Raw genomic sequence first — 21,696 nt, 5'->3', positions numbered from 1 at the left:
TTTTTGGACGCACACTGCTATCAATAGCTATCGCCGCACTGAACACAGCGTCTTGCAGCGCGGCGCGCTTTACGTTCGCCTTTTCTGACCCAGGACATGACCGCACCAGCCGCCGTGGTTAAAAGCAACGAGAACAGCAGCAGCAACAGGTTAGTGCCGGTATCGCTGCCACGATTGATTAACAGATAATCGCAGCTAAAAAAGATGATTAGCATCAGCCCCAACTCGCCGCAGCCGCCAGCGTTAGGCGGCGCGTTATCTACGGAGATTCTGGCGGGCCGTATGCCTTTGCTCTGGTCGCGCCGGAATGCGGATAAATCGGTAGCCGCCTCGCCGCTGGCTGATGTGGAATCAGCCATGCCCGTCTTGCAGCGCGGGCATTTCAGTATCGAAGCCATTGGCTAAAAAATCCCTTTTATCAGAAAGTTGTCTGATTTTAGCGGCAGGCGCGACTGGCTTACAAGACGCGATAACCCTTTCAGGATATAACAGCATCGCCCACACAGGCGAAAACGAGCGGCCTGCTGCCAACGCCTGGCTAAACAGCAGTAGGTTCAGCAGTAAAAATTGAAGGTGATTACAGCACTTCCCGATAAATCGTTTCGGCAATGCCCGGTTCCAGATTGGTTCCAATAACCCGATGCGCGCGGGCTTTTATCGCCTCGTCGGCATTGCCCATCGCCACGCCCAGCCCGACGTTTTCCAACATGCTTAGGTCGTTATAGTTATCGCCGAACGCCAGCACGTCGCGCATCTGCAAACCTTCTGACGCTACCCATTCCGCCAGCCGTCTGCCTTTGCTGTTGCCCGCTTTGGCGATATCGACCTGATCGTGCCATGACCATTCGCAGGCCAGCCCCATTTCCTGCTCCACGCTGTCGGCGAACTGCTGTAAAGCGCGGGTATCGGGATGCGACAGGGCGAATTTCCAGATGGCGTCGGCTTCCCGCGCCGCCTGCGCCAGATCCGGCACCTTGATAAAGACCGGGCGCTGGTGTTCGGGCAGCGACAGCCCCCAGTTGATCGTGCGGGTAACATGGCCGGTTTCGGTCTGATAGAGCATCGCGTTATCAACATAGAGCAGACCATGGATGGCGGCTTCATCCAGCATGGTGATCACCCGCAGCGCCTGATTTTGCGGCAGCGGATCGGCGCTGAGCACCTTTTCAGCTTGATAATCATACAAATAGGTACCGTTACAGCAGATAGCAGGTGTATCCAGCGCCAGCGCCTGATAAAAAGGATGAATGGCGACATGATGGCGGCCAGTCACAATCACCACCTTTACGCCAGCTCGCTGGGCCTGCCGCAGCGCTTCCAGAGATTCAGGAAGAATAGTCTTACGCGGCGTCAGCAGCGTGCCGTCCAGATCTAAAGCAATAATGCGATAACTCATAATTCGTTCCAGAAATGGTTAAAAAACGCATTTTTGAGTCTACACCTTGTGACGGCGTTAACAAAATCACCCGGCACAATCCGTCTGCGCGACCGCGAAAAACGCGCTACGCTGAAGCAGAGCCGATTGACCTGAAAAAAGGAGCATTCATGAAACAAGTCGTTTATACCGCCAGCCCGGAAAGCGGGCAGATCCACGCCTGGCAGCTTGATCAGCAGGGCGCGCTGACGCTGCTGCAGGTGGTCGATCTGCCAGGCCAGGTGCAGCCGATGGTGGTCAGCCCGAACAAAGCCTTTCTCTATGTGGGCATCCGTCCCGATTTCCGCGTAATCGCTTTTCATATCGACAGCGAAGGCAAGCTGACTAAAGCGGCGGAAGCGCCATTGCCGGGCAGCCCGACGCATATCTCCACCGATCGTCAGGGTCGCTTTATCTTTACCGGCTCCTATAACGACGCCTGCGTCAGCGTGACGCCACTGGATGCCGAAGGGCTGCCGGGCGAGCCGCTTCAGGTCATCAACGGTCTGGATGGCTGCCACTCGGCCAATATCGATCTGCGCAATGAGACGCTGTACGTGCCGGCGCTGAAGCAGGATCGCATCTGCCTGTTCGATTTACAGGAAGATGGCCAGCTGACGCCGCACGCGCAGCCGCAGGTCACCACGGTAGAAGGCGCAGGCCCGCGTCATATGGTGTTCCATCCTAACCAACAGTACGCCTACTGTGTCAACGAGCTGGACAGCACCGTCGACGTCTGGCAGTTGAACAACGCGCATGGCGAGGTGGAACGCGTGCAAAGCCTGGATATGATGCCGGCGGGTTTCAGCGACACGCGCTGGGCGGCGGATATTCGCCTGACGCCAAACGGTCGCCATCTTTACGCCTGCGATCGTACTGCCAGCGTGCTGACGGTGTTCAGCGTCAGCGAAGATGGCGGACTGCTGACCATTGAAGGCCACCAGCCGACGGAAACGCAGCCGCGCGGCTTTAACATCGATGCCAGCGGGCAGTTTCTGGTGGCGGCGGGACAAAAATCGCACCATATCGAAGTCTATAAAATTGCGGAAGAAAGAGGGCTGCTGACGCCATTGAACCGCTACGCGGTAGGGCAAGGGCCAATGTGGGTGACTATCACCGAGCTTTAGTCGAAGCAGGCGGCCCGCAGACCGCCTGTTTTTTTAGCTATAAATAGCGGTAATCGAAGCGCTCGCCAGCTGATGGAAATGCACGTTAAAGCCCAGCATCGCGCCGCTGGCCTGGTCGTCCACTTCCAGTTTCTCCACGTCCAGCGCGTAGACGGTAAAGATATAGCGGTGGCTTTCGCCTTTTGGCGGCGCCGCGCCGCCGTAACCGGCTTTGCCGAAGTCGGTGCGGGTCTGCACCGCGCCGGAAGGCAGCTCGGCTACGCCGGAACCGGCGCCCTGCGGCAGCACGCGCGTATCGGCAGGCAGATTCGCCACGCCCCAGTGCCACCAGCCGGAGCCGGTCGGCGCATCGGGATCGTAACAGGTGACGACAAAACTTTTGGTGCCGGCCGGTACCTCATCCCAGGCGAGATGCGGCGAGAGGTTATCGCCTTCATAACCCATGCCGTTAAATACCTGGCGTAGCGGCAGCTTGTCGCCATCGTTAAAATCCTGACTAAAGAGTTTCATTTCCCCTCCTTATTGATGAAGCAGTTTCAGCAGCTCCTCGGCTGCGGCGGCAGAGGATGCGGGGTTCTGACCGGTGACCAGATGACCGTCCGTGATGGCGTAACTGCCCCAGTCTTCGGTTTTCTCATAGTCGCCGCCAAGCGCTTTCAGCGCATCCTCGACCAGGAAAGGTACCACATCTGTCAGGCCAACGGCGCTTTCTTCACTGTTGCTGAAACCGGTGACGCGCTTGCCGGCCACCAGCGGCGAGCCGTCCGGCTTTTTCGCCCGCTTCAGCACGCCGGGCGCGTGGCAAACCGCGCCGACCGGCTTGCCGTTGGCGTAGAAGCTCTCGATTAGCTCGATGCTTTGCTGATTCTCCGCCAGATCCCACAGCGGGCCGTGGCCGCCGGGATAAAATATCGCGTCGAATTTACAGCTGTCGATAGTGGCGAGCTGTTGCGTATTGGCCAGCGCCTGCTGGGCGGCGATATCTTTACGGAAGCGTTCGGTGTCGGCAGTTTGCGCGTCAGGCTCGTCGCTTTTCGGGTCCAGCGGCGGCTGTCCGCCCGCGGGTGAGGCCAGCACGACGTTGGCGCCCGCGTCGCGGAAGATATAGTAGGGTGCCGCGAACTCCTCCAGCCAGAAGCCGGTTTTCTTGCCGGTATCGCCAAGCTGGTCATGGGAGGTCAGCACCATCAAAATTTTCATTTCAGGCTCCTGTTGGTTGATCGCCAGCGACTCTGATCAGCACCTTGCCGAAGTTTTTACCTTCCAGCATACCGATAAAAGTTTCCGGCGCGTTGTCGAGTCCGTCGACGATATCTTCGCGGAACACGAAGCGATCTTCCGCGACCCACTGGCTCATCTGCTGGAAAAATTCATTAAAGCGATGGCCGTAGTCCTGGGTGATGATAAAGCCTTCCACACGCAGGCGCTTACGTAAGATTGCGCCCTGGAACTGCGGAAGACGGTCAGGGCCTTGTGGCGCATCTTTGCTGTTGTAATCGGCGATCAGACCGCAGACGGGAATACGGCCTTTGGTATTCATCAGCGGCAGCACGGCGTCGAACACCGGGCCGCCGACGCTTTCAAAGTAGACGTCGATACCGTCACGGCAGTAGCGTTTCAGCGATTCAGAAAGATCGCCCGAGCGGTGATCCAGACAGCGGTCAAAGCCAAGTACTTCTTCGGCATAACGGCACTTCTCTTCGCCGCCGGCAATGCCGACCACGTAGCAGCCTTTGAGTTTGGCTATCTGACCGACCATTGAGCCGACCGCGCCGGTAGCCGCGGCCACCACCACGGTTTCGCCCGGCTGCGGATTACCGATATCCAGCAGCCCCATATAGGCGGTAAAGCCGGTCATACCTAACATGCCAAGCGCCCAGGAAGGGTGTTTCAATACCGGGCCGCTAAGCTTAAACAGGTCTTTGCCGTCTGAGACGGCGAAATCCTGCCAGCCGCTCTGGCTGACTACCCAGTCGCCCTGCTGATAGTCTTCATGATTTGATTGCTCAACGACGGCGACGGTGCCCGCGCCCATCACGTCGTTAACGGCGACCGGCGGCACATAGGAAGGTGCATCGCTCATGCGGCCGCGCATATAGGGATCCAGCGAAAGCCAGATGGTGCGCAGCAAAACCTGACCTTTGCCGGGCGTTGGCACATGCTGCGACTCAAGACGAAAGTTGGCTTCGGTTGGCGCGCCGTGTGGACGCGAGGCCAGCACGATGCGGCGATTGGTCTGTTTATCTTGCGGCATAATTCTTCTCCTTCACAAAGTACAACCCGTAAAAAGCGTAGTGCATTAGCCACGGCCTCGCCCGGACGCTTGTCGCAGGTAGCCAGGATCAGGCAAGAAAAAGCTCAGACTGTTCAACTGCCATCGCCACCGCATCGGTAAGCTTTTGCAGTGCCGCTGGCTCAATAACGTAAGGCGGCATCAGGTAGATCAGTTTGCCAAAGGGGCGGATCCAGACGCCGTGTTCCACAAAAAAGCGCTGCAGCGCCGCCATGTTCACCGGACGGCGGGTTTCAACCACGCCAATCGCGCCCAGCACTCTGACATCGGCCACTTCCGGCTGGGCTGTCAACGGCAGCAGCGCGGCTTTCAGCTGACGCTCGATCGAGGCGACCTGCTGCGGCCAGCGGTTTTCCTGCAGCATCGCCAGGCTTTCGCTGGCGACGGCGCAGGCCAGCGGATTGCCCATGAAGGTTGGGCCATGCATAAAGCAGCCCGCCTCGCCGTTGCTGATGGTGTTGGCTACGTGGCGCGTGGTCAGCGTGGCGGAAAGCGTCATAGCGCCGCCGGTCAGTGCCTTGCCGACGCAGAGAATATCCGGCGAGATCCCCGCATGATCGCAGGCGAAAAGCTTGCCGGTACGGCCAAAGCCGGTGGCGATTTCATCAGCTATCAGCAGCACATCATGACGATCGCACAGCTCGCGTACTCCCTGCAGATAGCGCGGATGATAGAAACGCATACCGCCGGCGCCCTGGACTATCGGCTCCAGAATCACCGCCGCCAGTTCGTGCGCGTGCTCGCCAATCAGTCGGGCGAAATCGGCGAGATCTTCCTCCTGCCACTCATCGTCAAAGCGGCAGCGCGGCGCGGCGGCGAAGAGGTGGTTCGGCAGATAGCCCTGGTAGAGCGAATGCATTGAGTTCTGCGGATCGCAAACCGACATGGCGGCAAAGGTATCGCCATGATAGCCGTTGCGCAGCGTCAGAAAGCGCTGACGCTTTTCGCCGCGCGCCTGGCAATACTGCAGCGCCATTTTCATCGCCACTTCGACGGCGACCGAACCGGAGTCCGCCAGGAAAACGCACTCCAGACCCTGCGGCGTCATCGCTACCAGACGACGGCACAGCGCCACGGCGGCCGGATGCGTGATGCCGCCGAACATCACGTGCGACATCTGTTCGATTTGCGCCCGCATCGCCTGGTTCAGGCGCGGATGGTTGTAGCCGTGGATCGCCGCCCACCAGGAAGACATACCGTCAACCAGTTCGCGGCCATCGTCCAGCCGTAGCGTGGTGTTGTAAGCGGCCACCACCGGATAAACCGGCAGCGGCTGGCTCATCGAGGTGTAGGGATGCCAGATATGGTCGCGGTCGAAGGCGAGATCGAGAGGAGTCATAAATTACTTGTAAACCAAAACTAAAAAATTTAGTTTACAAGGATAACCGTAAAATGAACATGAGATCTATTTTTTGGAGCAAGCAATGGCAAATCGCTGGACAATCGCCCAGGCTCAGGCCCTTTTCGACAAGCCTTTTCTGGAGCTGATGTTTGAAGCGCAGCAGGTGCATCGTCAGCATTTCGATCCGCGTCAGGTACAGGTCAGCACGCTGCTGTCGATCAAAACCGGCGCCTGTCCGGAAGACTGCAAGTACTGCCCGCAGAGCGCGCGTTATAAAACCGGGCTGGAAGCGGAACGCCTGATGGAAGTGGAAGAGGTGCTGATCTCCGCCCGGAAAGCCAAAGCCGCAGGCTCCGATCGCTTCTGTATGGGCGCCGCATGGAAAAATCCGCACGAGCGCGATATGCCCTATCTGGAGCAGATGGTGCAGGGCGTGAAGGCGATGGGACTGGAAACCTGTATGACGCTGGGTACGCTAAGCGACGAGCAGGCGCAGCGGCTGGCGCACGCCGGGCTGGATTTCTACAACCATAACCTGGACACCTCGCCGGAGTTTTACGGCAGCATTATCACTACCCGCAGCTATCAGGAGCGTCTGGATACGCTGGGCAAAGTGCGCGATGCGGGCATTAAAGTCTGCTCCGGCGGCATCGTCGGCCTGGGCGAAACCGTCAACGACCGCGCCGGTCTGCTGGTGCAGCTGGCTAACCTGCCGACGCCGCCGGAAAGCGTGCCAATCAATATGCTGGTCAAAGTCAAAGGCACGCCGCTGGCGGACAACGACGATGTCGATCCTTTCGACTTTATCCGCACTATCGCCGTCGCACGCATTATGATGCCGACCTCGCACGTGCGCCTCTCTGCCGGACGCGAGCAGATGAGCGAGCAAACGCAGGCAATGTGCTTTATGGCCGGCGCCAACTCTATTTTTTACGGCTGCAAGCTGCTGACCACGCCGAACCCGGAAGAAGACAAGGATCTGATCCTGTTCCGCAAGCTGGGCCTGAATCCTGCGCACACCACCACGACGGCAGGCGACAACGAGCAGCAGCAGGCGCTGGCAGGTCAGTTGCTTAACGCAGATACCGAACAGTTCTATAACGCGGCCGTGTAAATGGGCTGGCAACAACGCATTAGCCTGGCGCTCGCGGAGCGTCGGGAGAAGCAGCAGTTTCGCCAGCGCATCGTCGTGCAGCAGGACGATGCGCGCACGATTTGCGTCGGCGATCGTCGCTACCTGAATTTCTCCGCCAATGACTATCTCGGTCTCAGTCGGGATCCGCAGGTGATCGCGGCCTGGCAGCAGGGCGCGGAACGCTACGGCGTCGGTGCCGGTGGCTCGGGCCACGTGACCGGCTACAGCGTGCCGCATCAGGCATTTGAGCAGCAGCTGGCCGACTGGCTGGGCTATCCGCGCGCGCTGCTGTTTATCTCCGGATTTGCCGCTAATCAGGCGCTCATTGCGGCAATGCTGCAAAAAAATGACCGTATTTTCGCCGATCGTCTGGCGCATGCCTCGCTGCTGGAAGCGGCCTCGCTTAGTCCGGCCTCGCTGCGAAGATTTGCGCATAACCAGCCGGAAGCGCTGGCGAAGCTGCTCGCGTCTTCCGTCGACGGTGGCGAAACGCTGGTCGTGACGGAAGGCGTGTTCAGCATGGACGGCGACAGCGCGCCGCTGGGCGAACTGCACGAGCTGGCGGTCAAACACAACAGCTGGCTGATGGTGGACGACGCGCACGGCATCGGCGTGACGGGCGAGCAGGGACGCGGCAGCTGCTGGCGGCAAAAAGTGCGGCCGGAGCTGCTGATCGTCACCTTTGGCAAAGCGTTCGGCCTGAGCGGCGCCGCAGTGCTCTGTAGCGAAGAAACCGCCGATTACCTGCTGCAGTTCGCCCGCCATCTGATCTACAGCACAGCGATGCCGCCAGCTCAGGCCTGGGCGCTGCAGGCGGCTTTGCAAGCCGTGCAGCAGGGCGACGAGCTGCGCGCGCGGCTGCAAAACAATATTCGTCTGTTCCGGCAAGGCGCAGCGGCGAGCGGGCTGGCTCTTCTGCCTTCCGCTACCGCTATTCAGCCGCTGCTGGCAGGCGAGGAGCAAACGGCGCTGCGGCTGGCGGAAACGCTGCGCGAAAAAGGCTGCTGGGTAACGGCTATTCGTCCGCCAACCGTTCCGCAAGGTACCGCTCGGCTGCGCATTACGCTGAGCGCGGCGCACCGGGAAGAAGATATTCAACAATTACTGGAGGCGTTGCATGACGCAAATGGTCAATAAAGCGGCGGTCGCCAGAGCTTTCGGCCGGGCGGCGCAAAGCTATAACCAACATGCGCAACTGCAGCGATTATGCGGCGAGACGCTCTACTCAATGGCCCGTGTAACCTGCGATCGGCAGGTGCTGGACGCGGGCTGCGGGCCGGGCTGGTTCAGCGAACGCTGGCGCAGCGCGGGCAACCGCGTAACCGCGCTGGATCTCTCCCCGGAAATGCTTAACAAAGCCAGGGAGAGCGAGACGGCTGACGATTATCGCCTGGGCGATATCGAAGCGCTGCCTTTTGCCGACGCCACCTTCGACGTGTGCTGGAGCAATCTTGCGGTGCAGTGGTGCAGCGACCTGCGGCTTGCGCTGGGCGAGATGCGCCGTGTGACCCGAGACGGTGGTCAGGTGCTGTTTTCGACGCTGGCTGCCGGCTCGCTGGGCGAGCTGACTCAGGCCTGGCAGGCGCTGGATCAGCCCGCGCCCGTCAACCGTTTTCTCAGCACGGCGCAAATTTGGGAAGCAGGGCAAAGACTGGGAGTACGGCTGGTGCCGCAAACACTGACGCTGGCGTTTCCGGATGTGGCTGGCGCGCTGCGATCGCTGAAGGGCATCGGCGCAACCCATCTGCATCAGGGACGCCGCGACGGCCTGAGCCGTCATCGTCTGACTCTGCTGGCGCAGCGCTGGCCGCGCGACGAGCGCGGTTTTCTGCTCAGCTATCATCTGCTGTATGGAGTTATCGATTGTGAGTAGCTGGTTTATTACCGGAACGGATACGGAAGTAGGGAAAACGGTGGCGAGTACCGCGCTGCTGCAGGCCGCTAAGGCCGCCGGATTGCGCAGCGTAGGCTATAAGCCTGTCGCTTCCGGCTGTGAAATGACCCCGGGTGGCATCCGCAACAGCGACGCGCTGGCTCTGCAGCGCAATAGCGTACTGGATCTGCCTTACGAGCAAATCAATCCGCTGGCTTTTCTGGAACCTACTTCGCCGCACATCGTCAGCGCGGAAGAGAACCGGCCCATTGAGTTCGCCACGCTTTCAGCGGGACTGATGACGCTGCGGCAGCAGGCGGACTGGGTGCTGGTCGAGGGCGCTGGCGGCTGGTTTACGCCGCTGTCGGCGTCCACCACCTTCGCCGACTGGGTGACGCTGGAACAGCTGCCGGTAGTGCTGGTGGTCGGCGTAAAGCTGGGCTGCATTAATCACGCCATGCTAACAGCGCAGGCTGTTAAAGCCAGCGGATTGCGTCTGGCGGGCTGGATTGCCAATCAGGTGCAGCCGCCGGGCAAACGCCACGCGGAATATATGGCGACGCTGCAACAGCGGCTGCCGGCGCCGCTGCTGGGCGAAATTCCGTATCTGACCAATAGCGCCGATTTTGAGCGGCTCGGCGGCTACGTGCGCCTGCCGGAGTAAGCTATAGCGTTCGGCGCGTTTTCGCGCCGGATCGCTCTGTTAAACGGTCAGCCAGGTATTGACCATACTTTCGTCAAGCTGCGCCATTCTGCCGTGAGCCACGTTGCGTCCGCGATGCAGCAGCAAAAAATAGTCGGCGACCTTACGGATAAACGAAATACGCTGCTCCAGCAGCAGAATGGTCAGGCCGAAATCGTGATTCAGCCGATGGATCAGATTTCCCATCTCCTCTTCCAGCCAGGGCGACATTCCCTCAGTCGGCTCATCCAGAATCAGCAGTTTGGGCTGCAGCACCAGCGCTCTGGCCAGCGCCAGCTGCTGCTGCTGAGCGAGCGGCAGTTCGCCGCTGCGCTGATGGCGCAGGGAATAGAGTGCGGGAAAAAGATCGAAAACCATCGGCGGAATGGCTGGATGACGCTGCTGTCCGGCGCCCGCCAGCAGCGCTATCTGCAGATTATCCTCAACGCTGAGCTGCGAGAAGAGATGACGGCCCTGGGGAACGTAGCCGATACCCAGCGCCGCGCGTTTCTCTACCGGCTGCAGCAGCAGATTCTGCGGCGGCAGATTGTCTTCCTGCCACATAATGGAACCGCTGTTGATCGGCAGATGGCCCATGATGCAGTTTACCAGCGTGGTTTTTCCCATTCCCGGTCTGCCCAGCACGCCGGTGCAGGTGCCTGGCGGCAGCTCCAGATCGACATCCCACAAAATATGTTCCTGCCCGTAAAACTGATTTATCGCATGTAAGCTCAGCATCTGACCCTCTCCTCCAGACAGTTTTCGAGCGCGCCTTCGTGTTGTGGCCGACAGCGGTCGACGTTGACGCAACGTTCGCGGCTTGTGCTTCTCGCTCTGGTATGTTGAAAGCGTGAGGCGGTCAGGGAGTACTGCAATTCACAGGCCAGTTTTTTGCGACGCATAAAAAACGGCGCGGTCAGAGAGGAACAGGGCCAGGTATTGGTCAAAAAAAGTTAATAATCACCCAGGTAAATTTCTGGCTGCACTTTGATGGTGCCGAAAACTTATCTTTGGTGGTGCAGGCGCCTGCCGATAAGGCAAAGCGGGGCGATTTCGCGTCAGAAAAAAAGCGCAAACAACACTGGTTCTGCAAGGGGATTTGTGCCTGGGAGCAGTCGAAACCGCTACGGGTAAACGAAAAATTTATGGAAAAAATTTTTTTTGCGTACGCGTTCACAGGCCAATCCATTTTATACACAGCAGACGGCTTGGGCGCTGAAATCAGTTATCCACTATTCTTGTGGATAACCATGTGTATGAATCAATGAAAACCTTTGCCAGGCGAGAGCCGGCGCGGCTTAGGCTTGAGTTGATGCTAAACTCGTCTTTACAATGAATTATTTATATATCAATAAGTTATTTAAAATCAAGCGGCGAAGGAACCACGGCGGTTTTGCAGCGGCCATTTTGTCAGCGCGTCTTGACAAATGTTAAAGTTTCCTCCCGGCTGGGGATAACCGCGCCACTTTTCCGCCGCTTAAGCATCCGGCGGCCTTAAGCAGGGCGGTTTCATCAGGCGCTTACTCTGTTGTACTGAATAACTGTTGATATATCCAGTATTTTTTGCTGGCAAAATCGGCACAGCAGAGTAAAATTATCAGCCTGTCCGCGCTTTTTATCACCAGGTAGCCATGCAATGAGCAAAGTCTTTAAACTTAATTCCGCCTTTAAGCCTTCCGGCGACCAGCCAGAAGCCATTCGCCGTCTTGAAGAAGGGCTGCAGGATGGACTGGCGCACCAGACGCTGCTCGGCGTAACGGGGTCGGGCAAAACGTTCACCGTGGCCAACGTGATTGCCGATCTCAATCGGCCCACGATGGTGCTGGCCCCGAATAAAACCTTAGCGGCGCAACTTTACGGCGAGATGAAGGAATTCTTTCCGGAAAACGCGGTGGAGTACTTCGTCTCCTATTACGACTATTACCAGCCGGAAGCCTATGTGCCCAGTTCGGACACCTTTATCGAAAAGGACGCGTCCGTTAACGAACATATCGAGCAGATGCGCCTGTCGGCCACCAAAGCGCTGTTGGAGCGTCGCGATGTCATCGTGGTGGCGTCGGTATCGGCGATTTACGGTCTGGGCGACCCCGATTCCTATCTGAAAATGATGCTGCACCTGACGCGCGGCATGGTTATTGACCAGCGCGCCATCCTGCGGCGGCTGGCGGAGCTGCAATATACCCGCAACGACCAGGCGTTCCAGCGCGGCACCTTCCGCGTGCGTGGCGAAGTTATCGATATCTTCCCGGCGGAATCGGACGACTACGCGCTGCGCGTCGAGCTGTTTGACGAAGAGGTCGAGCGGCTGTCGATATTCGACCCGTTAACGGGCCAGATCACCTCGGTGATCCCGCGCTACACCATCTATCCTAAAACGCACTACGTCACGCCGCGCGAGCGTATCCTGCAGGCGATGGAAGAGATCAAAGTAGAGCTGGCCGACCGTCGTAAGACGCTGCTGGCCAACAATAAGCTGCTGGAAGAGCAGCGCATCTCCCAGCGCACGCAGTTCGATCTGGAGATGATGAACGAGCTGGGCTACTGCTCGGGCATTGAAAACTACTCGCGCTACCTTTCAGGCCGCGGGCCGGGCGAAGCGCCGCCAACGCTGTTCGACTACCTGCCGGCGGACGGCCTGCTGGTGATTGACGAATCCCACGTCACCATTCCGCAAATCGGCGGCATGTATCGCGGCGACCGCGCGCGTAAAGAGACGCTGGTGGAGTATGGCTTCCGCCTGCCGTCGGCGCTGGATAACCGTCCGATGAAGTTTGAAGAGTTCGAAGGGCTGGCGCCGCAAACTATCTACGTGTCAGCCACGCCCGGCAAATATGAGCTGGAGAAATCGGGCGGCGAAGTGGTGGATCAGGTAGTACGTCCAACCGGCCTGCTGGATCCGCTGATTGAAGTGCGTCCGGTGGCGACTCAGGTCGACGACCTGCTGTCGGAGATCCGCAAGCGCGTGGCCATCGACGAGCGCGTGCTGGTAACGGTACTGACCAAGCGCATGGCGGAAGATTTAACGGAATACCTGACCGAGCACGGCGAGCGGGTGCGCTATCTGCACTCGGACATCGATACCGTGGAGCGCGTGGAGATCATCCGCGATTTACGTCTGGGCAAGTTCGACGTGCTGGTGGGCATCAACCTGCTGCGAGAAGGGCTGGATATGCCGGAAGTGTCGCTGGTGGCGATTCTGGACGCCGATAAAGAGGGCTTCCTGCGTTCCGAACGCTCGCTGATCCAGACCATCGGCCGCGCCGCGCGTAACGTTAACGGCAAGGCGATTTTTTACGGCGATAAGATTACGCCGTCGATGGAAAAGGCGATTGGCGAAACCGAGCGCCGCCGCGAGAAGCAGGAGATCTATAACAAGGAAAAAGGCATCGTGCCGCAGGCGCTCAACAAGAAGATCGCCGATATTCTGGAGCTGGGCCAGGGCATCAACAAAAACAAACCCAAGCGCCTTAAATCACCTCGCGATGTGGTGGAAGACGATGCGGCGGTGGTCGATCTGTCACCAAAAGGGCTGCAGAAACGTATTCGCGAACTGGAAACAAGAATGCAGGAGCACGCGAAGAATCTGGAGTTCGAAGAGGCGGCGAACGTGCGCGACCAGCTGCATCAGGTACGCGAGCTGTTTATCGCGGCTTCGTAACGGCGGATCGAAGCTCTGTAGCGACAGCGCAGTCGGACTATCCGGCTACGCTGTCGGTCAGCGGTAATTTTTGTGGCTATCCCAGTCGCTGAATAGCGTGTTCCAGCGCGTTGCGTAGCGGCTGCCGGTCATGACGATATTTGATATCAGCCGCTTCCAGCGGCTCCTGCACCACCAGACGCCCGGCAATGTTGGCTGTATCAACCTGCGGGCCGACCACTACCGCATCAATCACTTTCCTGCCGATATACTTTTCCATGATCGCCAGCTTGTCCGCCAGCGTCAGCTGCGCGGCGGCCGGACTAAGCTCTTTGCCCAGATTGCCGATAAAGACCATTGGCGCGGGCGTACGGCGCAGGGCCTGCGCCATTTCCGGCAGCAGCAGCACCGGCATCAGGCTGGTATAGAAGCTGCCTGGCCCAATCAGGATCAGATCGGCTTCGTTAACGGCCTCGACGGCTTCTTTGGTGGCGCTGACGCTGGCGGAAAGCAGCAGCTCGCGCGGCGGCATGGCAAGCTTATCAATCGCCGTTTCGCCGTAGATCTGCTGGCCTTGATCGTCAATCGCCATCAGATCTACCGGCTGTTCGGACATCGGGATCAGAAACGCGTCCACCTTGAGCAGATTGCGGATCAGGTTGATCGCTTCGATCGGCCGCACGCTCAGATGATCCAGCGCTTTCAGCATCAGGTTGCCCAGATTGTGTCCGGCCAGCTCGCCCTGACCGCCAAAGCGGTACTCGAACATGGCGGAAGCCACGCTGGGTTCGGTGATCAGCTGGTTCAGGCAGTTACGCATATCGCCCCAGGCGATACCGCCTTCCGCGCGACGAATGCGGCCGGTGGAACCGCCATTGTCGGTAGTGGTGACAATGCCGGTCAGGCGAGAGCCGAGCGAGGAGAGCGCCGATAGAACACGGCCCAGTCCGTGTCCGCCGCCAAGCGCTACAACGCGGTCAAGATCGGCCAGAGTGCGGTTACGCATAAAATTCCTTCAGGATGTTAACAAGGCGACCAGCCCGTCAGTGGCTTTTGCCTTATTTTACGCTAAGGTGCGGTAAACGAGAGTAAAAAAACGTTATATATCAAAATACATAGCGAAATTCCCCGCTGGCGTCAATCTGTTCTAAGCGGTAGAATTCGCTAACCATGACGGCCATTTCGGTTCGTCACACTTAGCCCTGGCGCCTAAGTCTTCGGATAGGGCGCCCTGGCCGCAACCCCGAGTTGCCAGGGTGCAGAAAGAAATGCCTGCATCTCCCGATATTTGGAAAGGTGTTCTGGTGTCACAATTTACTGATAATTTCGACCGCAGTTTCTACTATCTGCGCCTGTCGATCACCGATGTTTGCAATTTCCGCTGTAATTACTGCCTGCCGGACGGCTATAAGCCACAGGGCGTCAGCAACAAAAGCTTCCTGTCGCTGGACGAGATCCGGCGCGTGACCCGTGCCTTTGCGGCGGCGGGCACGGAAAAGGTGCGCCTGACGGGCGGTGAGCCTTCGCTGCGCCGCGATTTTACCGATATTATCGCCGCCGTGCGTGAAAACAGCGCTATCCGTCAGCTGGCGGTGACCACCAACGGTTACCGTCTGGCTCGCGACGTCGCCAGCTGGCGCCAGGCCGGTCTGACCGCGCTGAACGTCAGTATCGACAGCCTGGATGCCCGTCAGTTTCACGCCATTACCGGCCAGGATAAGTTCCACCAGGTGATGGCGGGCATCGACGCGGCTTTTGAGGCAGGATTCAGCAAGGTGAAAGTCAATACCGTGCTGATGCGCGACGTCAACCACCATAGCCTGCAAACTTTCCTCGACTGGATCCGTACCCGGCCAATCCAGCTACGCTTTATTGAGCTGATGGAAACCGGCGAGGGCGGCGATCTGTTCCGCAAGCACCATATTTCCGGCGAGTTTATTCGCGACCAGCTGCTGCAGCAGGGCTGGATCCGTCAGATCCGCGGCCGCAGCGACGGCCCGGCGCAGGTCTTTTGCCATCCGGATTACGAAGGCGAGATCGGCCTGATTATGCCCTATGAGAAAAACTTCTGCGCCAGCTGCAACCGGCTGCGCGTCTCGGCCGTCGGCAAGCTGCATCTTTGCCTGTTTGGCGACGGCGGCGTGTCGCTGCGCGATCTGCTGCAAAGCGACGAGCAGCAGGACGAGCTGCAGGCGCGCATCGCCGCCAGCCTGCAAACCAAAAAGCAGACGCATTTTCTGCATCAGGGCAATACCGGCATCACGCAGAATCTCTCTTTTATCGGCGGTTAACGCATGGAGTCAACAATGGCAAAATCGACAGCGGAATTTGTGCCGCTTAACGTGGCGGTAATGACGGTATCCGATATCCGTGACGCGTCAGAAGACAGCTCGGGCGACTACCTGCGCGAGGCGCTGAGTGAGGCGGGCCATCAGGTGTTGGATCATGTGCTGGTGAAAGATAATCTTTATCGTATTCGCGCCGTGGTTTCCAGCTGGATCGCCAGCACCGATGTGCAGGTCGTTATCATCAACGGCGGCACGGGTTTCAACAGCAAAAACAGCACGCCTGAAGCGCTGCTGCCGCTGTTTGACCGCGAAATCGACGGTTTCGGCGAGCTGTTTCGTATGGTGTCTTACGAAGATATCGGCGGCGCCACCATCCAGTCGCGCGCCGTAGCCGGTATGGCTAACCAGACGGTGATTTTCGCGCTGCCGGGTTCCACCCGCGCCTGTGAAAGCGGCTGGGAAAGAATTATCCGCGAACAGCTGGATGCCCGTACTCGTCCCTGTAATTTCGTCTCGCACCTGAAGAAGCCTTAAGCCATGTCCCAACTGACCCATATCAACGCCTCCGGCGAGGCGCACATGGTGGATGTCTCCGCCAAAACCGAAACCGTGCGCGAAGCGCGAGCGGAAGCCTTCGTGGTGATGCACCCTGATACGTTGCAGATGATCCTCGACGGCAGCCATCACAAAGGCGATGTGTTCGCCACGGCGCGTATTGCGGGCATTCAGGCCGCTAAACGGACGTGGGAGCTGATCCCGCTCTGTCATCCGCTGCTGTTAAGCAAGGTCGAGGTCACCCTCAGCGCCGAGCCGGCCCACAGCCGCGTGCGTATTGAGTCGCTGTGCCGCCTGACCGGCAAAACCGGCGTGGAGATGGAAGCGCTGACGGCAGCTTCGGTGGCCGCGCTGACCATTTACGATATGTGTAAAGCGGTACAGAAAGATATCAGCATCGAACAGTGCCGGCTGCTGAGCAAAAGCGGCGGCAAATCCGGCGATTTCAGGGCGGACTCCAATGATTAACGTGCTTTTTTTCGCGCAGGTGCGCGAGCTGGTCGGCACCGACAGCCTGAGCGTGGCCGAAGAGTACGCCACCGTGGAAGCGCTGCGTGCGGCGCTGGCTGCTCGTGGCGATCGCTGGGCGCTGGCGCTCTCTTCCGACAAGCTGCTGGCGGCGGTGAACCAGACGCTGGTTTCCGCACAGCATCCCCTGAAATCGGGCGACGAGGTCGCTTTTTTCCCGCCGGTTACCGGAGGCTGAAATGGAAACCCGTATCAGAGTAGGGCAGGCGCCGTTTGAGATGGCGGAAGAGTATCGCTGGCTGGCCGCCTGTGATGAAGATGGCGCGGTGGTGACCTTTACCGGCAAAGTGCGCAACCACAATCTGGGCGACAGCGTTGCCGCGCTGACGCTGGAGCACTATCCGGGCATGACTGAGAAGGCGCTGGCGGAGATCGTCGCCGAAGCGCGCGAGCGCTGGCCGATGCAGCGCGTCACGGTTATCCATCGTATTGGCGAGCTGTTTCCCGGTGATGAGATCGTGCTGGTCGGCGTCAGCGGCGCGCATCGCGGCGCCGCATTCGCCGCCGCCGAATTTATCATGGACTACCTGAAAACCCGCGCGCCTTTCTGGAAAAGAGAAGCCACGCCGGAAGGCGACCGCTGGGTAGAATCCCGCGACAGCGACAAAGAGGCCGCTTCGCGCTGGGAATAATCCGGCAGGAGCTGGCTGCTTTCTCGCCGGAAGGATTAACGCCAATGGCTAAATGGCGTTTCGCTGTGTAACCTTGAGGGAAAATAGTCTTACACAGGGAAAGTCATGTCTTCTTCCATCGCGAAACGTCTGGTGCTGCTGGCTCTGCTGACGCTGGCAGGCTGTAGCAGCCAGCCCGAAAAGAAACTCCCCGAACGCCGTCCGGCGGACGTTAAAGCGCAAATCACCCGGCTGCTGCCGGCGAAAGTCAGCGATCGCGCGGGCTGGCGCGACGATATCTTTGCCGCCTTCAGCAGCCAGAAGCTCGATCCCTCCGCCAGTAACCTTTGCGCCGTTATCGCCGTGGCCGATCAGGAAACCGGTTTTAACGCCGACGCCAGCGTGCCGGGCCTGCCGAAAATCGCCTGGGGTGAAATCGATCGCCGCGCGGCCAAACTGCATATTCCCTCCTTCCTGGTGCGTACCGCACTGAGGATCAAATCAACAAATGGCGAAAGCTACACCGAACGGCTGGACAAGGTGCGCAGCGAAAAAGAGCTGAGCGCCATTTTTGATGACTTTATCAACAGGGTGCCGATGGGCCAGACGCTGTTCGGCAACCTCAATCCGATCCACACCGGTGGCCCGATGCAGGTCAGTATCGCCTTTGCCGAAGCGCACGCCGACAGCTATCCGTATCAGGTTGAAGGCACAATCCGCCAGGAGGTCTTCAGCCGTCGCGGCGGCGTCTGGTTCGGCACGCGTCATCTGTTGGGCTATCCGGCGAACTACAGCCAGCCGCTCTATCGCTTTGCGGATTTCAACGCAGGCTGGTACGCCAGCCGCAATGCCGCTTTCCAGGCGGCGGTCGCCCGGCTCAGCGGCATTAAGCTGGCGCTGGATGGCGATCTGATTCAGTACGGTTCCGATGCCGCCGGTTCCACCGAGCTGGCCGTGCGCTCGCTGCATTTGGGGATGAGCAACGGCGCAATCCGCAGCGCGCTGGAAAAAGGCGAAACGCTGGCGTTTGAAAAAACCGATCTGTGGCAGGAAGTCTTTGCGCGAGCGGATAAAAACGCCGGCAAGCGCCAGCCGCGTGAGATGCTGCCGGGCATCAAGCTGGAAAGCCCGAAAATCACCCGCAATCTGACCACGGCCTGGTTTGCCCAGCGTGTTAACGGTCGCTATCAGAGCTGCATGGCGCGGGCGAACTGAGGCGAAATAAAATATTGTCCCTTGCTATAATCCTTAGTACGATAGCTGGGTTTGCCAGGGCGCGGGAAGCGCCAACTGATTAACGGCAGGGACAGCGATAATGGCGATTTTTGTATTAAAGCCGTTCGACAAAAATTTGAAAGGAACGGATATCAATGACGATAAAATCCGGCAGGCGGCCAGGGAAGTGACCGCGGGCTGTTATGAAGCCAACCTGGGCGGCCACGTCTATAAAAAGCGCATCCCGCTGGCTGCAGGAAAAAGCGGAGGCGCACGTGCCGTTATCGTGTTCAAACTGGAACAGCATCTGTTCTTTGTAAACGGCTACGCTAAATCCTCTGCTAAAAAGTCAGGTAAAGAAATTTCGGACAGCGAACTGGATGCGTACAGAAGAGTCGCGGCGGATCTGCTCGCGATGCCGCCTGAAACCGTGGCAAGAGCGATCGCTGCCGGGAAAATGCGAGAGGTGAAATCTGATGGTTGACCATTTGAAAGACTTACAGGAAATCGCCCACGATTTTAATGAAGTTGGCGGTGTATCTGATGAAACCATGAAATATATCGATGCTCGTGTACGACTACAGGAGCTTCGTCAGCGTCTTCCTGCCGTCCAGGAGATGACCGGCCAGGCGATACGCCAGTTACGCGAGCGCTTCGATCTCAGCCAGGCGATGCTGGCCGAATACGTCAATATGTCGGTGGTGACCATTTCCAAATGGGAAAGAGGTGAAAAGAAACCTAACGGCGCGGCGTTACGGCTACTGAATACGCTGGCGCGCAAAGGCCCGGATGTATTTGCCTGACAGTGCCGATCCGCAGGATATTCTGGCAGCCCCGATATGAGGCTGCCAGTTAACCTTAAGCCGATTCCAGCCTGAACAGCTGTACCGTTTGCGCCAGCTGCTTCGCCTGGTCTTCCAGCGAGGCGGCGGCGGCGGACATCTGCTGCACCAGCGCGGAGTTCTGCTGGGTAGCGCCGTCCATTTGATTCACTGCCACTGTCACCTGGCCAATACCCTGCGACTGCTCGTCGGAAGCGTGCACGATTTCGCCGATAATGGTCTTCACAGAGTTAACGGCGGCGTTCATCTCCTGCATGGTTCTGCCCGCGTCCTGCACCAGCGACACGCCGATATTGACACGCTGGGTCGATTCGCCGATCAGCGCCGAAATATCTTTTACCGCGTTGGCGCTGCGCTGCGCCAGACTACGCACTTCTGATGCCACCACGGCGAAACCGCGTCCCTGTTCGCCCGCCCGCGCGGCCTCTACCGCGGCGTTCAGCGCCAGAATATTGGTCTGGAAAGCGATGCCGTTAATGATGCTGGTAATGGCGCCGATCTTCTGCGAGCTCTCATCAATCTGCTGCATAATTTGCACTACCTGATGAACCAGCTGCTCGCCTCTTTGCGCGATGGCGGTAGCGTTATCGGTCAGTTCGGTGGCGCTGTGGGCATTGTCGGCATTGTGCTTCACCGTGGCGGTCAGCTGCTCCATGCTGGCTGCCGTCTCCTCCAGCGCGGCCGCCTGCTGCTCGGTACGTGAAGCCAGATCCAGGTTACCGGAAGCGATCTCCTCTGCGCCCTGACGCACGGAGTCGCTGGCGGAAATAATCTCGCCAACCATAGTGCGCAGCTGCTGCTGCATGGTCTGCATTGCGAAGAAAATGCTCTGTTTATCCTGCGCGCCGACCGGAATCTCCGCAGTCAGGTTGCCTTCGGCCACGCCGAGCGCGATTTCCGCCGCCTGCAAAGGCTCGCCGCCAACCGGCCGGGAAATTTTACGGCTGAACAGCACGCCCAGTACGGCACAGACGGTAACGATACTCAGCACCATCAAAATCAGCGCGTGCATCAGCTGGCGGTTGGCTTCGGCCATCACGGCGCTGACCGGCGCTACTACGCCCAGATACCACGGCAGCTGGCTGTTGCCGACCGTTATCGGACGCCAGGTTTCCAGCACGTCTTCGCCCAGCACGCTGTCAAAATGCTGTACTACATTCTGCGTAAAGCTATTGGTTTCGCCCTTATAAGCTTTGCCCGCTTCCGCTTTATTCGGACTGGAAACTACCAGACCTTTATTGGAAAGCAGCAGCGCGTAACCTGTGCCGTTCCAGGGTTTAACCGCGCCCACGCTTTTCTGCAGCGAGGCAAGCGAAATATCGGAGGTGGCGACCGCTTTCAGCTGGCCATTATCCATAATCACCGCCGCCACCGAGGTCAGCAGCGTCGGCACGCCGTTATAGGCATAGCTGTAAGGCTCGATCAGCACATCTTTCTGCAGTTTCTGCGGGATCAGATAGTAGTCGCCCTGGCCCGGCGTAAAGATAGATTCCAGGTTGTGCATGGCGAGATTGCCTGAGCTGTCGCGATCGACAAAGCGTGCGAAGCGGCCCTGCGGCGGCGTGCCGGGCTGTGCCGCGAATTCGGCGTCTTTGCCGTCGAAGGCGTTGGCCTCGAAGATAACCGACAGCGACAGATAGTCGGGATTCTGCTTCATAGCGTATTTCATCACTTCTTCCGCGACTTTGCGGTCGGTGATGCCAACGGCGGGCAGGGCGAGCATGCTCTGACCCATATCTCTGGCGACGGTGCGGGCGTAATCAAGGCTTTGCTGCACGCTGAGCGCGTTGCTCTCGGCGATCTGCCCCAGATACTGCTCGGCGATGTTGCGCTGTTGCTGGCTGGATTGCCAGCTAAGCAGGCCGATAGTGATGGTGAAACCGAGCGTGATCGTCAGTGCGCCGGTCAGCAGCATCACGGTGCGCGTGCTCATTTTTCGCTTCTGGTGTGGCTTAGTCATCAGGAACCCCTGGAGTTGGTAATATTGTTCTCAGACTTCCCGGTAAGCGTTCTCCCTGTGTTCACTCTATCGGCAAAAGGCGGTCGATCTTTATGCAGCGCAAAGAACGTTCGATGTGATTTGTGCGGGATGGTATCTTTTGATACGAAAAAGCGCTGGCCTTCGCTGGCCCAACCCGGTCGGACTGTGCCAGA

23 protein-coding genes and 1 riboswitch are annotated in these 21,696 nt (G+C 58.7%); of the genes, 14 read left to right on the top strand and 9 right to left on the bottom strand.

Features of this window, described 5'->3' with window-relative positions; genetic code table 11:
- Nucleotides 1-20 precede the first annotated feature (20 nt).
- Together MKZ79_RS08640 and MKZ79_RS08635 are read right to left on the bottom strand one after the other, a co-directional pair.
- Nucleotides 21-359 (bottom strand): hypothetical protein, encoded by a 339-nt coding sequence (locus MKZ79_RS08640; RefSeq protein WP_336141279.1) that lies wholly within the window; start codon nucleotides 357-359, stop codon nucleotides 21-23.
- 218 nt (nucleotides 360-577) lie between these two features.
- Entirely contained in the window at nucleotides 578-1,396 is an 819-nt protein-coding gene (locus tag MKZ79_RS08635; RefSeq protein ID WP_336141278.1) for a pyridoxal phosphatase, read from the bottom strand.
- Between the two features lie 149 nt (nucleotides 1,397-1,545).
- Between MKZ79_RS08635 and pgl the strand changes: the two genes are divergently transcribed.
- On the top strand, nucleotides 1,546-2,541 hold the full coding sequence (pgl, locus tag MKZ79_RS08630; RefSeq protein ID WP_336141277.1) for a 6-phosphogluconolactonase: 996 nt from the start codon (nucleotides 1,546-1,548) through the stop codon (nucleotides 2,539-2,541).
- Between the two features lie 33 nt (nucleotides 2,542-2,574).
- Here pgl and MKZ79_RS08625 read toward each other — a convergent pair whose 3' ends face one another.
- The 4 genes from MKZ79_RS08625 to bioA form a co-directional block, all read right to left on the bottom strand.
- On the bottom strand, nucleotides 2,575-3,051 hold the full coding sequence (locus tag MKZ79_RS08625) for a kinase inhibitor (RefSeq protein ID WP_336141276.1): 477 nt from the start codon (nucleotides 3,049-3,051) through the stop codon (nucleotides 2,575-2,577).
- A 9-nt stretch (nucleotides 3,052-3,060) separates the two neighbouring features.
- Nucleotides 3,061-3,741 (bottom strand): type 1 glutamine amidotransferase domain-containing protein, encoded by a 681-nt coding sequence (locus MKZ79_RS08620; RefSeq protein WP_336141275.1) that lies wholly within the window; start codon nucleotides 3,739-3,741, stop codon nucleotides 3,061-3,063.
- Between the two features lies 1 nt (nucleotide 3,742).
- A complete protein-coding gene (locus MKZ79_RS08615) occupies nucleotides 3,743-4,795 on the bottom strand; it encodes an NADP-dependent oxidoreductase (protein WP_336141274.1) in 1,053 nt (350 codons plus the stop codon).
- A gap of 88 nt (nucleotides 4,796-4,883) precedes the next feature.
- Nucleotides 4,884-6,173 (bottom strand): adenosylmethionine--8-amino-7-oxononanoate transaminase, encoded by a 1,290-nt coding sequence (bioA, locus tag MKZ79_RS08610; protein WP_336141273.1) that lies wholly within the window; start codon nucleotides 6,171-6,173, stop codon nucleotides 4,884-4,886.
- An 85-nt stretch (nucleotides 6,174-6,258) separates the two neighbouring features.
- On the opposite strand from bioA, the gene bioB reads away from it, so the two are divergent.
- The 4 genes from bioB to bioD are packed head-to-tail and all read left to right on the top strand — an operon-like array spanning nucleotide 6,259 to nucleotide 9,848.
- On the top strand, nucleotides 6,259-7,290 hold the full coding sequence (gene bioB, locus MKZ79_RS08605) for a biotin synthase BioB (RefSeq protein WP_336141272.1): 1,032 nt from the start codon (nucleotides 6,259-6,261) through the stop codon (nucleotides 7,288-7,290).
- Nucleotides 7,291-8,448, top strand: a complete 1,158-nt coding sequence (bioF, locus tag MKZ79_RS08600) for an 8-amino-7-oxononanoate synthase (RefSeq protein ID WP_336141271.1) — start codon at nucleotides 7,291-7,293, stop codon at nucleotides 8,446-8,448. It abuts the gene before it with no gap.
- Nucleotides 8,429-9,184: a malonyl-ACP O-methyltransferase BioC gene (bioC, locus tag MKZ79_RS08595; RefSeq protein WP_336141270.1), complete on the top strand. Its 756-nt coding sequence runs from the start codon at nucleotides 8,429-8,431 to the stop codon at nucleotides 9,182-9,184. Before bioF ends, bioC begins: the two co-directional genes overlap by 20 nt.
- Complete coding sequence (gene bioD, locus MKZ79_RS08590; RefSeq protein ID WP_336141269.1) at nucleotides 9,177-9,848, top strand: dethiobiotin synthase; 672 nt, start codon at nucleotides 9,177-9,179, stop codon at nucleotides 9,846-9,848. The genes bioC and bioD overlap by 8 nt, the downstream gene beginning before the upstream one ends.
- Before the next feature lie 39 nt (nucleotides 9,849-9,887).
- Here the strand turns inward: bioD and MKZ79_RS08585 are convergent, their stop codons facing one another.
- Nucleotides 9,888-10,604: an ABC transporter ATP-binding protein gene (locus MKZ79_RS08585; RefSeq protein ID WP_336141268.1), complete on the bottom strand. Its 717-nt coding sequence runs from the start codon at nucleotides 10,602-10,604 to the stop codon at nucleotides 9,888-9,890.
- Between the two features lie 898 nt (nucleotides 10,605-11,502).
- On the opposite strand from MKZ79_RS08585, the gene uvrB reads away from it, so the two are divergent.
- Nucleotides 11,503-13,524 carry an excinuclease ABC subunit UvrB gene (gene uvrB, locus MKZ79_RS08580; protein ID WP_336141267.1) on the top strand — a complete coding sequence of 674 codons (2,022 nt, stop codon included), beginning with the start codon at nucleotides 11,503-11,505 and terminating at the stop codon, nucleotides 13,522-13,524.
- A 76-nt stretch (nucleotides 13,525-13,600) separates the two neighbouring features.
- On the opposite strand, the gene yvcK is transcribed toward uvrB, so the two are convergent.
- On the bottom strand, nucleotides 13,601-14,509 hold the full coding sequence (gene yvcK / locus MKZ79_RS08575; RefSeq protein WP_336141266.1) for a uridine diphosphate-N-acetylglucosamine-binding protein YvcK: 909 nt from the start codon (nucleotides 14,507-14,509) through the stop codon (nucleotides 13,601-13,603).
- A gap of 175 nt (nucleotides 14,510-14,684) precedes the next feature.
- Nucleotides 14,685-14,818: riboswitch (molybdenum cofactor riboswitch) on the top strand.
- Here yvcK and moaA point away from each other — a divergent pair.
- The 8 genes from moaA (at nucleotide 14,805) to MKZ79_RS08535 (ending at nucleotide 19,503) form a co-directional block, all read left to right on the top strand.
- The gene (gene moaA / locus MKZ79_RS08570; RefSeq protein ID WP_336141385.1) at nucleotides 14,805-15,794 is read left to right on the top strand and encodes a GTP 3',8-cyclase MoaA; all 990 of its coding nucleotides are present in this window, start codon (nucleotides 14,805-14,807) and stop codon (nucleotides 15,792-15,794) included. Its footprint overlaps the riboswitch before it by 14 nt.
- Nucleotides 15,795-15,809: 15 nt before the next feature.
- Nucleotides 15,810-16,325, top strand: coding sequence for a molybdenum cofactor biosynthesis protein B (gene moaB / locus MKZ79_RS08565; protein WP_336141265.1), 516 nt, complete (start codon nucleotides 15,810-15,812; stop codon nucleotides 16,323-16,325).
- Nucleotides 16,326-16,328: 3 nt separating this feature from the next.
- A complete protein-coding gene (gene moaC, locus MKZ79_RS08560; RefSeq protein WP_336141264.1) occupies nucleotides 16,329-16,814 on the top strand; it encodes a cyclic pyranopterin monophosphate synthase MoaC in 486 nt (161 codons plus the stop codon).
- A complete protein-coding gene (gene moaD, locus MKZ79_RS08555; protein ID WP_336141263.1) occupies nucleotides 16,807-17,052 on the top strand; it encodes a molybdopterin synthase sulfur carrier subunit in 246 nt (81 codons plus the stop codon). The genes moaC and moaD overlap by 8 nt, the downstream gene beginning before the upstream one ends.
- Before the next feature lies 1 nt (nucleotide 17,053).
- The gene (gene moaE / locus MKZ79_RS08550; RefSeq protein WP_336141262.1) at nucleotides 17,054-17,506 is read left to right on the top strand and encodes a molybdopterin synthase catalytic subunit MoaE; all 453 of its coding nucleotides are present in this window, start codon (nucleotides 17,054-17,056) and stop codon (nucleotides 17,504-17,506) included.
- Between the two features lie 105 nt (nucleotides 17,507-17,611).
- Nucleotides 17,612-18,700 carry a DUF1615 domain-containing protein gene (locus MKZ79_RS08545; protein WP_336141261.1) on the top strand — a complete coding sequence of 363 codons (1,089 nt, stop codon included), beginning with the start codon at nucleotides 17,612-17,614 and terminating at the stop codon, nucleotides 18,698-18,700.
- Nucleotides 18,701-18,800: 100 nt separating this feature from the next.
- Nucleotides 18,801-19,184 carry a type II toxin-antitoxin system RelE/ParE family toxin gene (locus MKZ79_RS08540; protein WP_336141260.1) on the top strand — a complete coding sequence of 128 codons (384 nt, stop codon included), beginning with the start codon at nucleotides 18,801-18,803 and terminating at the stop codon, nucleotides 19,182-19,184.
- Nucleotides 19,177-19,503: a helix-turn-helix domain-containing protein gene (locus MKZ79_RS08535; RefSeq protein WP_336141259.1), complete on the top strand. Its 327-nt coding sequence runs from the start codon at nucleotides 19,177-19,179 to the stop codon at nucleotides 19,501-19,503. Before MKZ79_RS08540 ends, MKZ79_RS08535 begins: the two co-directional genes overlap by 8 nt.
- 55 nt (nucleotides 19,504-19,558) lie before the next feature.
- Here MKZ79_RS08535 and MKZ79_RS08530 read toward each other — a convergent pair whose 3' ends face one another.
- Nucleotides 19,559-21,502, bottom strand: a complete 1,944-nt coding sequence (locus MKZ79_RS08530) for a methyl-accepting chemotaxis protein (protein ID WP_336141257.1) — start codon at nucleotides 21,500-21,502, stop codon at nucleotides 19,559-19,561.
- Nucleotides 21,503-21,696 lie beyond the last annotated feature (194 nt).

It is taken from the genome of Erwinia sp. CGal63, assembly GCF_037026505.1.
Lineage (GTDB): Bacteria > Pseudomonadota > Gammaproteobacteria > Enterobacterales > Enterobacteriaceae > Erwinia.
This window is presented reverse-complemented; position numbering and strand designations above follow the sequence as displayed.

Bases quoted from the DNA above. Each gene is read 5' to 3' on its own strand.
- MKZ79_RS08640 (WP_336141279.1), bottom strand. From the start codon at position 359: ATGGCTGATTCCACATCAGCCAGCGGCGAGGCGGCTACCGATTTATCC.
- MKZ79_RS08635 (WP_336141278.1), bottom strand. From the start codon at position 1,396: ATGAGTTATCGCATTATTGCTTTAGATCTGGACGGCACGCTGCTGACG.
- pgl (WP_336141277.1), top strand. From the start codon at position 1,546: ATGAAACAAGTCGTTTATACCGCCAGCCCGGAAAGCGGGCAGATCCAC.
- MKZ79_RS08625 (WP_336141276.1), bottom strand. From the start codon at position 3,051: ATGAAACTCTTTAGTCAGGATTTTAACGATGGCGACAAGCTGCCGCTA.
- MKZ79_RS08620 (WP_336141275.1), bottom strand. From the start codon at position 3,741: ATGAAAATTTTGATGGTGCTGACCTCCCATGACCAGCTTGGCGATACC.
- MKZ79_RS08615 (WP_336141274.1), bottom strand. From the start codon at position 4,795: ATGCCGCAAGATAAACAGACCAATCGCCGCATCGTGCTGGCCTCGCGT.
- bioA (WP_336141273.1), bottom strand. From the start codon at position 6,173: ATGACTCCTCTCGATCTCGCCTTCGACCGCGACCATATCTGGCATCCC.
- bioB (WP_336141272.1), top strand. From the start codon at position 6,259: ATGGCAAATCGCTGGACAATCGCCCAGGCTCAGGCCCTTTTCGACAAG.
- bioF (WP_336141271.1), top strand. From the start codon at position 7,291: ATGGGCTGGCAACAACGCATTAGCCTGGCGCTCGCGGAGCGTCGGGAG.
- bioC (WP_336141270.1), top strand. From the start codon at position 8,429: ATGACGCAAATGGTCAATAAAGCGGCGGTCGCCAGAGCTTTCGGCCGG.
- MKZ79_RS08585 (WP_336141268.1), bottom strand. From the start codon at position 10,604: ATGCTGAGCTTACATGCGATAAATCAGTTTTACGGGCAGGAACATATT.
- uvrB (WP_336141267.1), top strand. From the start codon at position 11,503: ATGAGCAAAGTCTTTAAACTTAATTCCGCCTTTAAGCCTTCCGGCGAC.
- yvcK (WP_336141266.1), bottom strand. From the start codon at position 14,509: ATGCGTAACCGCACTCTGGCCGATCTTGACCGCGTTGTAGCGCTTGGC.
- moaB (WP_336141265.1), top strand. From the start codon at position 15,810: ATGGCAAAATCGACAGCGGAATTTGTGCCGCTTAACGTGGCGGTAATG.
- moaC (WP_336141264.1), top strand. From the start codon at position 16,329: ATGTCCCAACTGACCCATATCAACGCCTCCGGCGAGGCGCACATGGTG.
- moaD (WP_336141263.1), top strand. From the start codon at position 16,807: ATGATTAACGTGCTTTTTTTCGCGCAGGTGCGCGAGCTGGTCGGCACC.
- moaE (WP_336141262.1), top strand. From the start codon at position 17,054: ATGGAAACCCGTATCAGAGTAGGGCAGGCGCCGTTTGAGATGGCGGAA.
- MKZ79_RS08545 (WP_336141261.1), top strand. From the start codon at position 17,612: ATGTCTTCTTCCATCGCGAAACGTCTGGTGCTGCTGGCTCTGCTGACG.
- MKZ79_RS08540 (WP_336141260.1), top strand. From the start codon at position 18,801: ATGGCGATTTTTGTATTAAAGCCGTTCGACAAAAATTTGAAAGGAACG.
- MKZ79_RS08535 (WP_336141259.1), top strand. From the start codon at position 19,177: ATGGTTGACCATTTGAAAGACTTACAGGAAATCGCCCACGATTTTAAT.
- MKZ79_RS08530 (WP_336141257.1), bottom strand. From the start codon at position 21,502: ATGACTAAGCCACACCAGAAGCGAAAAATGAGCACGCGCACCGTGATG.